The 14,133-nt window shown below is 39.3% G+C and carries 12 protein-coding genes; all 12 read left to right on the top strand.

Features of this window, described 5'->3' with window-relative positions; translation table 11 throughout:
* Positions 1 to 11: 11 nt before the first annotated feature.
* The 12 genes from I6N95_RS17410 to lepB all read left to right on the top strand — a co-directional run bounded on the left by I6N95_RS17410 (position 12) and on the right by lepB (position 13,388).
* Positions 12 to 1,580, top strand: a complete 1,569-nt coding sequence (locus I6N95_RS17410) for a GspE/PulE family protein (RefSeq protein ID WP_245249636.1) — start codon at positions 12 to 14, stop codon at positions 1,578 to 1,580.
* Positions 1,581 to 1,600: 20 nt separating this feature from the next.
* Positions 1,601 to 2,770, top strand: coding sequence for a type IV pilus twitching motility protein PilT (locus I6N95_RS17405; RefSeq protein ID WP_209530338.1), 1,170 nt, complete (start codon positions 1,601 to 1,603; stop codon positions 2,768 to 2,770).
* Positions 2,770 to 3,981 carry a type II secretion system F family protein gene (locus tag I6N95_RS17400; RefSeq protein ID WP_209530336.1) on the top strand — a complete coding sequence of 404 codons (1,212 nt, stop codon included), beginning with the start codon at positions 2,770 to 2,772 and terminating at the stop codon, positions 3,979 to 3,981. Before I6N95_RS17405 ends, I6N95_RS17400 begins: the two co-directional genes overlap by 1 nt.
* A gap of 86 nt (positions 3,982 to 4,067) precedes the next feature.
* Positions 4,068 to 4,577: a pilus assembly FimT family protein gene (locus I6N95_RS17395; RefSeq protein WP_209530334.1), complete on the top strand. Its 510-nt coding sequence runs from the start codon at positions 4,068 to 4,070 to the stop codon at positions 4,575 to 4,577.
* A 67-nt stretch (positions 4,578 to 4,644) separates the two neighbouring features.
* Positions 4,645 to 5,424: a prepilin peptidase gene (locus I6N95_RS17390; protein ID WP_209530332.1), complete on the top strand. Its 780-nt coding sequence runs from the start codon at positions 4,645 to 4,647 to the stop codon at positions 5,422 to 5,424.
* A 19-nt stretch (positions 5,425 to 5,443) separates the two neighbouring features.
* On the top strand, positions 5,444 to 6,466 hold the full coding sequence (gene pilM, locus I6N95_RS17385) for a type IV pilus biogenesis protein PilM (protein WP_209530330.1): 1,023 nt from the start codon (positions 5,444 to 5,446) through the stop codon (positions 6,464 to 6,466).
* A 3-nt stretch (positions 6,467 to 6,469) separates the two neighbouring features.
* The gene (locus tag I6N95_RS17380) at positions 6,470 to 7,081 is read left to right on the top strand and encodes a hypothetical protein (RefSeq protein ID WP_209530328.1); all 612 of its coding nucleotides are present in this window, start codon (positions 6,470 to 6,472) and stop codon (positions 7,079 to 7,081) included.
* The gene (locus tag I6N95_RS17375; protein WP_209530326.1) at positions 7,074 to 7,709 is read left to right on the top strand and encodes a hypothetical protein; all 636 of its coding nucleotides are present in this window, start codon (positions 7,074 to 7,076) and stop codon (positions 7,707 to 7,709) included. Before I6N95_RS17380 ends, I6N95_RS17375 begins: the two co-directional genes overlap by 8 nt.
* Before the next feature lie 28 nt (positions 7,710 to 7,737).
* Positions 7,738 to 10,518 carry a DUF5057 domain-containing protein gene (locus tag I6N95_RS17370; protein WP_209530324.1) on the top strand — a complete coding sequence of 927 codons (2,781 nt, stop codon included), beginning with the start codon at positions 7,738 to 7,740 and terminating at the stop codon, positions 10,516 to 10,518.
* A 521-nt stretch (positions 10,519 to 11,039) separates the two neighbouring features.
* On the top strand, positions 11,040 to 11,954 hold the full coding sequence (locus I6N95_RS17365; RefSeq protein ID WP_209530322.1) for a M15 family metallopeptidase: 915 nt from the start codon (positions 11,040 to 11,042) through the stop codon (positions 11,952 to 11,954).
* Positions 11,955 to 12,030: 76 nt separating this feature from the next.
* On the top strand, positions 12,031 to 12,777 hold the full coding sequence (locus I6N95_RS17360; RefSeq protein WP_209530320.1) for a CPBP family intramembrane glutamic endopeptidase: 747 nt from the start codon (positions 12,031 to 12,033) through the stop codon (positions 12,775 to 12,777).
* Between the two features lie 29 nt (positions 12,778 to 12,806).
* Positions 12,807 to 13,388 carry a signal peptidase I gene (gene lepB, locus I6N95_RS17355; RefSeq protein WP_209530319.1) on the top strand — a complete coding sequence of 194 codons (582 nt, stop codon included), beginning with the start codon at positions 12,807 to 12,809 and terminating at the stop codon, positions 13,386 to 13,388.
* Positions 13,389 to 14,133 lie beyond the last annotated feature (745 nt).

The following is a 14,133-nucleotide window of genomic DNA, read 5'->3' as shown; positions in this document are numbered from 1 at the left end:
GAGAGGATAGCTTGAGTCAGCGTGAGCATTCAAGAAGTAAGGGGAAAAAATCCCGCAAAAAGAAACACCACTCTCAGACTGTTGCCCCTGTAGATAGTACCTTGGATTTGTTTAGTCAATCCTTTGATAAGGCCTTGCTTGAGTTAATCCCCCGGAGTTTTGCCAAACAATACAGTGTCTACCCCCTCAGACGGGAAGAGGATCGTTTGGAAGTGGCCATGAGTCAGCCGAAAAACTTTTCCGTGTTGAATGAGCTGCGGATTATTACCGGGTTAATGATTGAGCCGGTCAAGGCTGAGGAAGGGGATATTCAACAGCTAATTGTGCGGGATTATCCCTCGGACTTGAACATTGATAATTTGTTTGTTGGTCAGGATTTTGATCAGGTGGAATTGGTTCAAACGAGCGCGGCGAATGAAGAGTCGCCCGTTATTAAGACGGTTAATGCCCTGCTTGAAGAGGCGGTGGACCGGCGAGCCAGTGATATTCACTTCGATCCTCAGGAAAAGTATTTAGCTGTTCGGATTCGGATTGACGGTGAAATGCGGGAGCTGAAACGGTTGCCGAAAAATGTGCAACAAGCGGTGACCTCCAGAATAAAAATCATCTCGTCCTTAGATATTACGGAAACGCGTCTGCCTCAAGATGGCCGAGCCATGTTAAATAATGAAGGACGAGCTGTTGATTTACGGGTTTCGATTTTGCCAACGATTCACGGGGAGAAAATCGTTATTCGGATTTTGGACCGCAGTGTGGGCATTAGAAAACTGGATGAGTTTAAGTTTGATCCACTGGTCCTAAAGAACTTTCGTCACGCTTTAACCCAACCTCATGGGATTATCTTGGTGACAGGACCCACAGGATCAGGGAAGTCCTCTACCCTTTATGCGGCCTTACAAGAGTTAAATACGTCCGATGTGAATATCATCACCGTTGAAGATCCGGTGGAGTTTCAGCTGGAAGGAATTAATCAGGTAGCCGTTAATAGCAGTATTGGCCTAACCTTTGCCAGTGGCTTGCGCAGTATTTTGCGGCAGGATCCGAACATCGTCATGGTAGGGGAAATTCGTGATAAAGAGACAGCGGAAATTGCCATTCGGGCCTCAATGACCGGGCATTTGGTGCTGTCAACCCTCCATACCAATGATTCAGTCAGTACGATTAACCGATTGATTGACATGGAAGTGGACAGCTTTTTGGTGGCCAATGCCTTGGAAGGAGTCTTGGCGCAACGGCTAGTTAAACGAGTCTGTACCAGTTGCCGGGTCAAAGTTGAGGCAACGGAACAGGAACGAATTTTCCTGGAAGAACACGGCATGTATCGCACGGAACTGGTTAAAGGAAAAGGCTGCGCCAAGTGTGGTTCAACCGGCTATCAGGGACGAATTGCCATTCAGGAACTGATGTTGATGACCGCCGAAATGCGGCGCATGGTAACCAATCAAGCCACTAATGACGAGCTGTTTGGCTACGTCAAACAACAGAACATGAAATTTATAGTCCATGATGGCATCGATAAAATTATAGCAGGCGATACGACAGTTGAAGAGCTGTTGAAAGTTGTCGCAGAAGACACATAGTGAGACAGGAAGGTGAGCAAGTGAGTGAGACAAGTCGGTCGCGAAAACGGGATTCTCGCAGGCGAAGTCGTTCGAATTACGGGGACGTTTATGAATCTTCAGAGCTAGTTAGGATCAATACTGGCATACAGTCAGGGGACACTCCGCGGGAAACAATTGACCGTTGGCTACAGCTGGCAGTCAAAAAAAAGGTCTCGGATATTCATGTTGTCGAAGGATTGCCGCCAATGTTTCGCTTGCACGGCAATCTGCAAGCCATTGAAGGGACCAGCACTCTTTACACAGCGGAGATCGAAGCCATGGGCAAAAGTCTCTGTACCGACAAGCAGTGGGCGGAGTTTAAGGAAATGGGCGAGGTCGATTTGGCTTATGAGCTGAAAGATGTCAGCCGGTTTCGGGTCAATGTCTTTCGGCAAATGGACACTGTGGCCATTGCCTTGCGGCAAATTCCTATTGACATTCCCAATCTAGCTTCCTTAGGGATGCCGGAAGTTTTACGGGGAATGGTTCAGAAAAATCAAGGTTTGTTTTTGGTGACAGGACCCACTGGTTCAGGCAAGTCGACGACGTTAGCCGCCATGTTGGATTATTTAAATGAAACTAAAAAGACCCATATTTTAACCTTGGAAGACCCGGTGGAGTATTTACATAAACATAAAAAGAGCATTATTGCTCAAAGAGAAATTGGCCGTGATACAGACTCCTTTGCCAATGGCTTACGAGCGGCTTTACGTCAGGATCCTGATGTGATCTTAGTCGGGGAAATGCGGGACTTTGACACCATTTCAATTGCCTTAACCGCCGCGGAAACGGGGCACTTGGTATTGGGAACCTTGCATACTTCCAGCGCCCCTTCGACGATCGAACGGATTGTCGATGTCTTTCCGGCGGAGCAGCAGTCGCAAATTCGGACCCAGTTAGCTGGGGCTTTGGTGGGGATTCTCTCTCAGCGGTTACTGCCGACGATGGACGGCAAAGGACGAGTCGCTGCAACAGAAATGTTGGTTAACACCAAGGGAATTGCCAGTATTATTCGTTCCGGTAAAACCCATCAGATTACCAACATGTTATTGATGGGGAAAGACGAGGGGATGCATACCATGAGCACCTCCGTCTCCCAACTGTCCAATGCGGGACGGGTCGATGCCGATGTGGCGTCGAGTATTTTAGAGGATGGGAGTAGTGTCTAATGGCGACGTTTGCGTATCAAGGAAAAAAATACACAGGCGAACTGTCTAAGGGTACCATTCAAGCCAGCTCTGTCTTGGAAGCCAGTAACCTGTTAAAGAAAAAGCGAATTAAACCCCTGTCTGTTATTGAGCAAGAGGAAACCTTTGCCAATAAGGAAATCAGTCTGTTTTCCCAAGTCAATCAAAAGTTATTAGTTGGCTATCTCCAGCAGTTTTCAACCTTAATCAATGCGGGGATTACCGTATTAGATGCGTCGAAAATGTTGGAAGAGCAACAGCGAGACAAAAACTTTAAGAAGATTCTTTTCGAAGTGACCCAAGATTTAGAAGGGGGTTCCACCCTGTCTGACAGTTTTAAGAAACACCCTAATGCGTTTCCACTGCTATTAACTAATGTGATTGCGGTGGCAGAGGTTTCTGGTTCTTTGGAGACGAACTTGAAGAAGATGGCTGATTATTATGAAAAAGCGTCTGCCAATCGCAGTAGTATCATTACGGCGATGATTTATCCGATTATGATGTTGATCGCTTCGATTGGTGTCGGAATTTTTTTGATGGTGTCAATTGTGCCAATGTTTGTCACAGTTTTTGAGGGATTTGATGCAGAGCTACCGGGTATTACCAAAGTGACAATGAAAATCAGTATGTTTTTACAAACTAAAGGAATCCCCGTAGTGATTGTGATTATTGGAGTGTGTGTGGGGGTGTTTTTCGCCAAGCGTAATATGGCCTTTCGATTGAAATATGATTTGTTTATGTTGAAGTTACCAGGTTTTGGTGAGTTGATCCAAAAAAGTAATTTCTCGGTTTTTTTAACCACCTTATCATCTTTACTCACCAGTTCAGTTCCGATGGTCAAAGCTTTGGATATGAGTAAAGAAGTCGTGAAAAATACGTACATCAAACAAATGGTGCAAGAATGTGAAGCTGAAGTGTCTCAAGGTGGACGGATTAGTCAAGTGTTTTCAAGCAATTTCGCGGTTCCTTTGTTAGCGACTCAAATGGTAAAGGTTGGCGAAAATACGGGCTCTTTGGAAGACATGTTGGAAAAACTAAGCCTCATTTTTGAGAGAGAAGTAGATGAATCGTCTAAGCGAATTAAGACTATCATTGAACCACTGGTTATTGTTTTAATATGCGGGATTGTAGGCTTTATTGTGGCAGCGATAATGTTGCCTATGTTTGCGATGTATGGGGCCATTCAGGGGTAGTGTTCACTACTAATAAGGTTATTAACTAGAAAACTAGACTTCTAGCTAATATATATATTTTGTTTTAATTTTAGGAGGATGAAGGAATGACAAATGTTGTAACTTTACAAGGAAAGAAAGAAAATCGTTTAAACGCTATTTTAGCAGATGAACGTGGTTTAACAATGATCGAGCTCTTGGCTACTGTAGTGATTTTAGCCATTATTTTGGGAATAGGGGCTATGGCGATCGGACAAGTAATTCAAAATTCTAGAGAAGACGCCACTATTTCAGAAGTTAAGAATGCTTATCAAGCTGCTAAGCTGTATCTAGCTAGTACTGAGGGAGCTAAAGCAGCACAAACTTCAGGGAGTTTTACATTTAAGGCAGTTGTTGATGCCAAGCATTTTGAACCTCAGACTAATAATTGGGATACTGCTAAATATGCAAGTGTTAAATTCTACGTAAAAGATGGGCAGCTTAGCTTGTTTATTCCTAAAGGGGCACTGAAAGCAGGAACAGCGATTTCCACAAAGGATATTGGGGCAGACACTCAGGTTGGTAGCCTTACTCAAAATCAGGTTCTAGATCTTGCTCGTAGTGCTGCTTTTGGTTAATACTACCTGCCATTGTCAGAATAGTAATTGTAGGTAACTCCACTTAATTAATGGAAAGGAAGTTTTTATGAATATATTTGGAGTTTATGTTCCAGAAATAGTCATGTATCTCTATATTTTTATCATAGGAATGTGTCTAGGCTCCTTTTTCATGGTGGTAGGCTATCGTGTACCTAAGGGGGAGACGCTGTCAGGTCGTTCACACTGTGATGCTTGCCATCATCAGTTAAAGGCCTGGCAGTTGATTCCTGGTATTTCCTACTTACTATTAAAAGGGAAATGCCACTACTGTTCTTCAAAGATAGGTGTTTTTTCACCTGTCTTTGAGGTTATTTCAGGGGTACTGTTTGTGATGTCAGCTGTGTTATTACAGCTGACACCAGAGACAATTGTTAGTTTTACGATGATGTCATTGTTGTTGATCATCACCGTTTCAGATCTGGAGTATCAAGTTATTCCGAATAAAGTGTTGTTGCCGTTTTTTATTTTAGCGCTGGTTGAGCGTTTGCTTATCCCTCAAAACGACTACTGGTGGTACTCTTTTGCGGGCTTTTTAGTTGGGTTTTTACCACTGTTTTTATTGACTATGGTGAAGGATCAGTCCATGGGTGGGGGCGATATTAAGTTATTTGCGGTCTTAGGCATTTTTATTGGGCCACTTCAAGTCTTGTTTGTCTTATTTGTGGCCTCGTTAGTAGCACTGATCTATTATATCGTGATCTTTTTGATTAAGAGAACCAGTCAAAAACAAGTGCCTTTTGGCCCCTTTATTGCCATTGGTACGATCATTGTTTACCATGTTTCAATAGTAGATTTTGAACTGTTAATAGAGTTGTTTACTAGATAAAGTGAAGGTAGGGGAAAAAATGTTTAAAAAGATCTCGCATCATGGTATTGGCATTGACATTCAAAAAAATGTGATGCGTTACTGTGTAAAAAAAAATGGTAAATGGGTATACGGCGAATTCGTCAACAATGGCTCTTTTTTTAAAGGGGATAAGCTTCGGAATTCGGAACAGTTTATCAATGTCCTAAAAGATATTTACCGGAAAGCTCGGGTTAAAAATTCGGAAGTGGTCATTAGTGCCCCAAGTTCCAAGTTGTTGATTCGACAAGTACCAGTCCAGCACTTAAAATCCGAAAAAGAAGTCCGTGAATATTTGTTTTTTGAGTTGGGTGAATCAATTCCTCTACCTTTTGAGCAGCCGATCTTTGATTTGTTGGTTTATGACCATGGTGAAACTAAGCGACAAAAGGATAAGAAGAATCGCAAAGAGAAAAAAGTCAAAAAAATCCAAGTGAAAAAGAATCAGATGTTTATTGATGGGAATGTTTCGGTGATTGTGACTTCAGAACCCTTTTTAGAAAAAATCGGTGATGGGATTCAAAAAAGTGGTGGGCAGTTAATCGGAGTGGATTGTAGTGCATTGGCTTATGGACGTATTTTCCAGAAAAGAATCAACTGGTCACAAAACTTTATGATGGTTGAACTAAATGCTGGGACGGCTACGATTACTATTTTTGAAAAGAATGTTCCCGTCTATGTTCAACACGAAAATTACAATCAGGTGAACTGGAAATACTTGGAAAAGGAAGGCAAGGTTAAGGCTGAATTTGCGAATGCCGTTGAATTAGAGGCGTTAGAGGGTTTTGCAATAACGGTTCAGGGGATTATCGATTATTTTGAAACGGAGATTTCACCAGGACATGAGTTATCTCAGGTTTATTTAGTGGGAGAACATCCGTTGTTAAGTCGACAAGTGGAAGAGATCATTCAAAAGCGGAATGAACTATCAGTCAAAGCGTTAAGCTCCCCCTTAAAAGATAAACAGGGAACGATACCTGAGCGCTTTTTATTAGCAGCAGGATTATCGATGAAAGAGGTTTAAGGGATGAACATTAATTTATTACCAGATAAGTTTATAAAAAATAGAGCAATGGAAGTTATCTTGTTTATTACAGCAATTGCTTTTGCGGCAATTATATTTTTATTAATTTCGCTTTTTTTAATTAATCAATTAAGAGTGGCAAGTTATACCAGTGAGGTAAACAATAAAAAAATGGAAAAGATTACCGTGGAAAAGCAAGTGACAGAGCTGGAGCAATCCCAATTGGTTGAGTTACAAGGTTTTGTCACACTCTTAAAAGAAGGACAACCTTTGATGATGCCTATTTTGAAAGCTTTTAGTCAGACGGCGAGTAAGGCAAATCTGGTGTTGATGTCTTATGAGGTTGCGTTAGTTGAAGGCGATGAACAGGGAGAGGGAAATTTAGGAGAGGATGGCTCAGAGCTCTTGCCGGTTATCATGATTCGTGCAAGAGGTGATTTTTATAAAGCCGGTCCTGCTTTTATGGAAGCCATCGAACGGTTAGAGTGGGTCTATGATTGTAAGCCGATTTCAGTCTCCAAGGAAGCTGATTACGCAGAATCTGATTATGTCGTTCGTCTAAAAAAAGCAGATATCCCTATGGTTTCTCGATTGGAGGCAAAAGCAAATGACTAAAGTGTTTTTTTCTCGTAAACACATAATTATTTCAGCTGTAATAGCAGTGGTCTTAATTGGCTTAACCCTGTTGTTTTGGGGGATACTGATTCAGCCAAAATCAGCAAAGATCGGTGAATTAAGAAAGCAAGTAGTTACATTATCTGGAGATATAAGTAAGAAAGAAAACGAGCTTCAGGAATTAAAACAGTTACCCGCATTGTTGGAAACAACAATGGTCAAGGATGAGCCGAAAATATCCAATGGCATGGGAATGTCAGAGTATTTTCAAGAGTTGGCGACTAAAAATAGTGTCTCCTTACTACATGTGAACTTTGATGATGAAGGTGCTTTTCCGGTGGCAGAAGAAGGAGTGGAAACGGGTGCTGAAAGTCAATTGAGACGTATGACTTTCAGTTTTGATGTTGTTGCAGACACAGAACTTGATCTGTTGACGTTTGTGGATAAGTTGGAGAACGATGGACGATTTACTAAGGTCCTTCATACAGCCTATCGTCATAATCCTGACGCTTCTGGTGAAGGCAGTTATGGCTATTCTGCGACGATTAATGTGGCAATGTACTATCTCTCACATTATGAAACGGGTAAAGTTTTAAGCGGTGGAGCGGAGACAGAGGAAAGCAAGTAGTTGGATATTAATGAAAGAGGTGAAGGAAGTGGGAAGAAAAAGGCGGAAACAGAATAAGAATAGTCATAAGAGAAACAAAGTCAAAACGTTTGGAATTGTGATGATTACGGCTATTAGTCTATTGGTAGGAGCAATCCTTTATCGTAATTTCACTGGACAAATCAAAGGGTCAACTGTTGTTCAAAAGCGGGATTTCAGATTAACAGCTGATAATAAATGGGATGTTCCCAGCAAAAAAAATTATGCGGCTTTAAAATGGGACGCTGTTTCTGATTTGAGTCGAGAAGGGTATCAATTGTATCAATCTGCTGACGGTGGTTCAACTTGGGAAGGTAGGTCGATGAATTACGGGAAGAAAATTAAGGTATTAAATGTCTATCCCCACGTTAATAATGCAAAAGCTCCGGGACCAAATACCTTGAAAACTTGGATGGATAGCTTGAATTTGAAAGATGTCAATGGTGAAAATCTGATTCAAGTAACGCCAGTTAAACTTTCTGATTTTAATAGTAAGCCTATCGAAACCTTAAAAAGCAATAATGGTAAAGGTGACTGGATTTATGATGTGGTAATGTTTGGAACCTGGGACTGGAACGACCAAAAGGATCTTGTTCAGTGGAGTGCTAAAGATATGAGAGCTTTTGTTGATTCTGGAAGAGGCGTTCTTTTTGGACACGATACGATCACTGGATCGACTCATAACGGCGCAGCTAATGGACCGACTCACCCTTGGTTTAATACATTTAAAAATGATTTAGGAGTTGAATTAGGTTTACAAAGTAGTTATCGAGTGGGCAGTACGAAGGTAAAAATCACTAATAATGGTTATTTGATGAAATATCCTTTTGAGTTACAAAATAACTTGGAGTTTACAGTTCCACTTACCCACTCTTGGGGACAGGCCCTCTCTAGTTCAACTGAAGCAACAAAATGGTTGGAATTTAAAGCGCCTTACACTTGGAATATTGACAAAGGTGCTCATAATGCTAATTTTTATTTAATTACGAAAAACAACCTAGGATTAATCCAAACGGGTCACAGTAATGGTCAGTCTACAATGGATGAACGAAAAATTATTGCAAACACCCTATATAATGTGGCTCAAGTGTCACTAGATACCTTTGCCAATGATTATACGGTGATTGATGATAAGGCACCAGATAAGCCGAATGTTCCTCAAATTACAGCTGGGAATGTTAATTCGTTAGTTGTGCGTACTGATGCAAAAGATAATGGGAAAGAATATCAGTGGTATGTTACGGCGGATACGAAAAATAGTGGTGTTAAAAAATCTGATATTGTGAAAGAAACCATTACTAGTAACACGGCTGGTTATTTTTATGAAATATCAGATTCAGCAACTTCAACTTTGAGAACCACGGTCGAAGGGTACAAAGATAATTTTGGAAGAATTGATAAAAGTAAATTTCATGCCTATGTAGCTCCAGATAATGATGCGGTAACTTATCCTACAGAAGCATCTTTTGCTATCCCAGCTCCAAAGGGCTCTAAGAAATATTTACATGTTTTAGCAGTTGATCGTGCCAATAATATTGGTCAAGTAACCAGTAGTGTAATTGGTGACTTGATTCAATATGTTGATTTTGAAGTTGAGCGTACAAAAGATGAAGCCAAAATTGTTGATTTGACATTAACTAATTTCACTGACAATAAAATGGCTTCTGTTGAAGTTAAGATTCCAAATACGGCTGAGATTAAAAACTTTGATAGTTTAACTTTGCCAGCCCAGTGGACTAAATCAACAGGGACACCAACGTCACAACATCAGACTATTATTTTTGAAATGACTGGTAATAATGATTTGGCAACCATTAAGAAATTCCTAAATTCTTTGATAGTAGTTATTACGGAAAAAGATATAGCTAATCAGGCTGGTAGTATTAAACTCGTTTTCAATGAAGACAAAGTGAAAGATATTGGTTGGGAAGACGATATTCCACAGTTGGTGTCATTACTAGCTTATGATGAAAAAGGTCTTCGGTTGGAAGATGGAGATATTTTGCTGGACCAAAAGCTGAAAATAGGTAGTAAACAAATCGTAGTACCTAAGGAAATTGATTTACATGATTTTCTGAGATTGACTAATTTGGATGATTCAGTTCATGAATTGAATTATATTATCAGCAATACTCTGCAGCAAGGTAAGTTGATTTATCGCCGAAAAGCTACGGCGATCAACATGCGGCAGATCATAGTGGAACCTGATGGCAATGTTGAGCTACCGAAACAGGGATCTATTAGGATCAACAGTCAAGCTCATACTTTGAATAAAAAGATTGAGTCAGGTACTGATGGTAGCTCGGTAGGCTTTACCTCTAGTGAAATGTTGCTAGACAGCGGTGGTGAGATGTTGAATGTTACACCACTAAACTTAGGTTTTTATCAGCTGGTGGGCCATCTCTTAACTACTGATAAAGTAGAGCATCTTGAAAAGGATATGGTAGGTGGCAAGATTGAAATCAATAGTGCGACTAGCCCAGAGTTTTGGTTGACGATTTATGTGAAACCAAATATTTCAACGTCTGTCTACCTGTCAATGGTTGATGACAAACTCCATGTCTACTATTCAAATATTGAGGCCTTTAAAGTGTACATTGATGGCGACTTGTATAAAGAATACGATGTTAAGCCAAGAAGTCCAGTCACTGCGACTAAGATTTTGGATATTCCTTTGAATGAAGCGCGAAATAAAATCGAAGTGACATACATCGATAAGGATTCCAATCTTAAAAAAGCGATTTGGAATGATAAGGATAATTGGGATATGGTGAAAACACCTGATAAGTAATCAAGTTTTATGAATATTAATGATTAGTGAAGAAATAGAGTAAAAGGGAAATCCTCTTACTCTATTTTCGCTATAGTTCTATCTGTCATGAATGGTTATGCAATTTCCCAGTGGAATCATTCCTAGGATTATTATCGTTGACTTACGCTGTTAATCTTTTCAATAAATGATGTACCATATTGAGTTTCAACGAATATAAATGATTTAATCATGTGAGTCAAATTGCTGCATTTTTTTGATAGATATTAGAATCGAAAAAAAATATGGCATTCGTTCGATAAACGAGTTTTTGTTGTGTTTTCTTTTTGATATGATGTATTTACTCATAAGAGGAAAGTAAAAAAAATGATTTTTTCGATTTGCGACAAAGGTCGCTAAGGGCATTATGAAGGTTTGATAGTATTGCTTCTATAATGTGAAGCTAGTAATATTACTCCTTGTATTGATGCGGTTTGAATGAGTATATTGGATGATTAAAAAGGATAAACTAGCAGTTTGGCCAGAATGAGTGGGGTAAGAGGATGAGTGTACGAAGATTATTACTCAGTGTCGTATTAGTGTTACTGATGTTATCAGGTTGTAAAGAGAAAGCACCAGAGATAGTTATCACTAACAATGAAAAGTCGAAAGAGTCGCCACTGATAAAAGAGAAAGAGCCTCATTTTGATGCGTATGAGGTTGTTGCGGGGGATACATTTAGCAAGATTGCTAGAAAATTTAATGTGACTGAGGAGAAATTAAAGGAATGGAATCAGGAAGTCGTCCCTGAGGCCTTAGTTGCGGGACAGTCGCTACAGCTGGTAAGTCCAATTCTTCAATATTTGGGAAAAGAAGAAGTTGTTTTTCAGGAAGGATTTACCTATCAAGTACTATCAGACGAGATGATTCAGAAAATATCGGGGTACAGTTATCGAGAGGGGACGCCTGTTGATTATACAGAGCTAAGGCTAGTGAATGTCTTGTATATTGATCTCAAGGGGAAAAATCAAACAGGTGAACTGATTGTCAATCAGTATCTTGCGCAAGATATGGTGGAAATTTTTAGTCACTTATTCGAAGAAAAGTATCCGATAGAAGAAATCTCCTTAGTGGAAAAATATCAAGCAGATGATGAGTTGTCCATGAGCCACAATAATACGTCGGCTTTTTGCCATCGTCCGATTGAAGGCAGTGCTGAGGTTTCTTATCATTCCTATGGTTTGGCAATTGATATTAATCCGTTAATCAATCCGTATGTCAGAGAAGAACTTGTTTTACCAGCCAATGCTAGTAGTTATCGAGAACGAGACAAGTCACAATTTGATAAAGAAATTGCTCAGATGATGATTGCTCCTGGGGATCTGATTTATCAGCTATTTATGGATCGTGGTTATGAGTGGGGAGGCGATTGGACTACACCAAAGGATTATCAGCATTTTGAAAAACACATCAATTGAGTTGATAGTGCGGTTCTCGATAGATCGGTCTGTAGAAATATCAGTGGGAAGACTAATTAATAATAGGAAGTGACGTATGTTATTACAGGAACAAATTAAAATCGAAGAAAAAGAAACGCAAATATCAACTGGTTATGCTGTCTTTTTATTGTGTTTGTATTTCGTGTTGAATCTGTTGGGGCAAGTGATTGTGATGGTGCCACAAATGATGAAGAAAGTGTTGGTATACAATGAGGAGTTATTAACGGTTGATCCGAATGAGATGGCTCAAAAAATTATGGACGAAATGAGTTATCCTTGGTTCATTAATTTAGTGCAAATATTGATTTTATTGGGAATTTTATGGTTATTTAAGAGAAAAAATGTTGCATTTTTTTCTCATAGCCCTTTTGCCAGAAAGGAAATTATTCAAATAATTAGTTATGGCGTGATCTTAGTGGCGGCTTCATTGGCATTGGAACAGTTGGTCATGTATTTTCAACCAGAGTTTACTACTGCGAATCAAAGTGCTTTGGAAGGGATTTTTATTCGGTCTTCTAAGATTACCATGTTTATCTCGATTGTGATTGTTGCGCCGATTACTGAGGAGATTATGTATCGTGGGATTTTTTCTGTTGTTTTTAGAAAGTTACCTTTAGTTGGCTTTTTTGTTTGTGCGATTGCGTTTACGTTGGCTCATTCGCCAACTAATTTAGAAAGTTTTATCTTGTATTTTGTGATGGCACTGGGATTAGGCGGTATTTATTATAAAACGCAGCGAATCGAAGCGTCAATTTTTGCTCATATGCTTAATAATTTTATTGGGTTTCTGTTAATGTTATGAGCACGAAAGATCAGGGAGGAGGCATGGTGGTGAGAGTGAGGGAATACATCAAAAGAAGGTATGGTTTCTTACTGCGCTTACTCCTACTGATCTTATCAAGGATTTTTTATTGGGAAATCATCACGGTTTTCGGTGATTCAATGGCTCCTGCTTATGTTGATCAACAACGGTTAGTCGGGGTTAACTATTCTCAAATTTCAAGGTTTGATGTGGTTATGATACAGAAAGGGGATGTTTCCGATACTAATTATTTAAAACGAATTATTGGGTTACCAGGAGAACAGATTGACATGGTTGAGGATGAATTAAGGGTTGATGGTAAAATCATTAATGAAACCTTTCTTTTGCCATATCAGATTGAATTTTATCAAGATAAACTAAAGAAAGTGTATGCGGGTCATACTGATTATCAACAAAGAGCGGAGGAAGCTCGTTGTTTTACAAGTGATTTTAGTCTTGTGGTTCCTGAGGGACAGTATTTTGTGATGGGGGATAATCGGATTATTTCCCTGGATAGTCGAAGTGAGAGCTTTGGTATGATAGCAAGGTCTGAGATAAAAAAGGAAATAGTGCTGACTGTTTGGCCTATTTCAGAGTTTAAATTGAAATAATATGGATAAGTCGTCTTCGTCTGTACTTGAAATGGTGAGTGTGGATGGAGCTTTTTTGTGCTGAAATTTAGTGGAAATTCTTTGAAATGGTCGGCAAGGATTTTGTGAATAATGAATCTTAATCTTAAATGAAAGGAAAATTAACTGTTGGTTTGTTTCAATTATCGCGTACATTTTGTTGCTGTGCTCATCTTGACACTACAAAGTCCTTAAGGTATGCTTAATTTTATACAATAAAATTCAATTGGTTATTTTAATGTTATTTACGATAAGGTCGTTTTTCGAAAGATAGCCTGCGTGAATAAGTTCATAAAAAGGTTGTTTGTTACTACAGTTTGTGTGTTTATGTGCGTTTATTCACTTGAAGTAAGGTATGTTGATAAGTATTTTTAGTCGTGTGAATAAATAGATTATTATCGTTATTTATGTGTTACTTAATATGAAACATGTGATTATTGTGCGTAAATGAATTGTAAACGTTTAGAGTTGTGTTGTTATGGGGATATCAGAGATGATGGTGCAGTTTATTAAATCAATTGTATGAAGTTTATAGAAGTAAAATTAATTGAAACGAATCTTTATAAGAATGATAGGGGAGTTAGTTACGGGGAAGACGCGATTTGAAGTAATGATACTGAGTCATAGGGATTAAAGTAACTGGGTTGATTAAAGAGAGTTTCCAATGTGTATGAGATTAAAAAAAATCTTGTTTTAAAGAAAAACAAGATTTTTGCCAGAGCATTGG

Source organism: Vagococcus allomyrinae (assembly GCF_017829975.1).
In the GTDB taxonomy this organism is placed as follows: domain Bacteria; phylum Bacillota; class Bacilli; order Lactobacillales; family Vagococcaceae; genus Vagococcus_D; species Vagococcus_D allomyrinae.
This window is presented reverse-complemented; position numbering and strand designations above follow the sequence as displayed.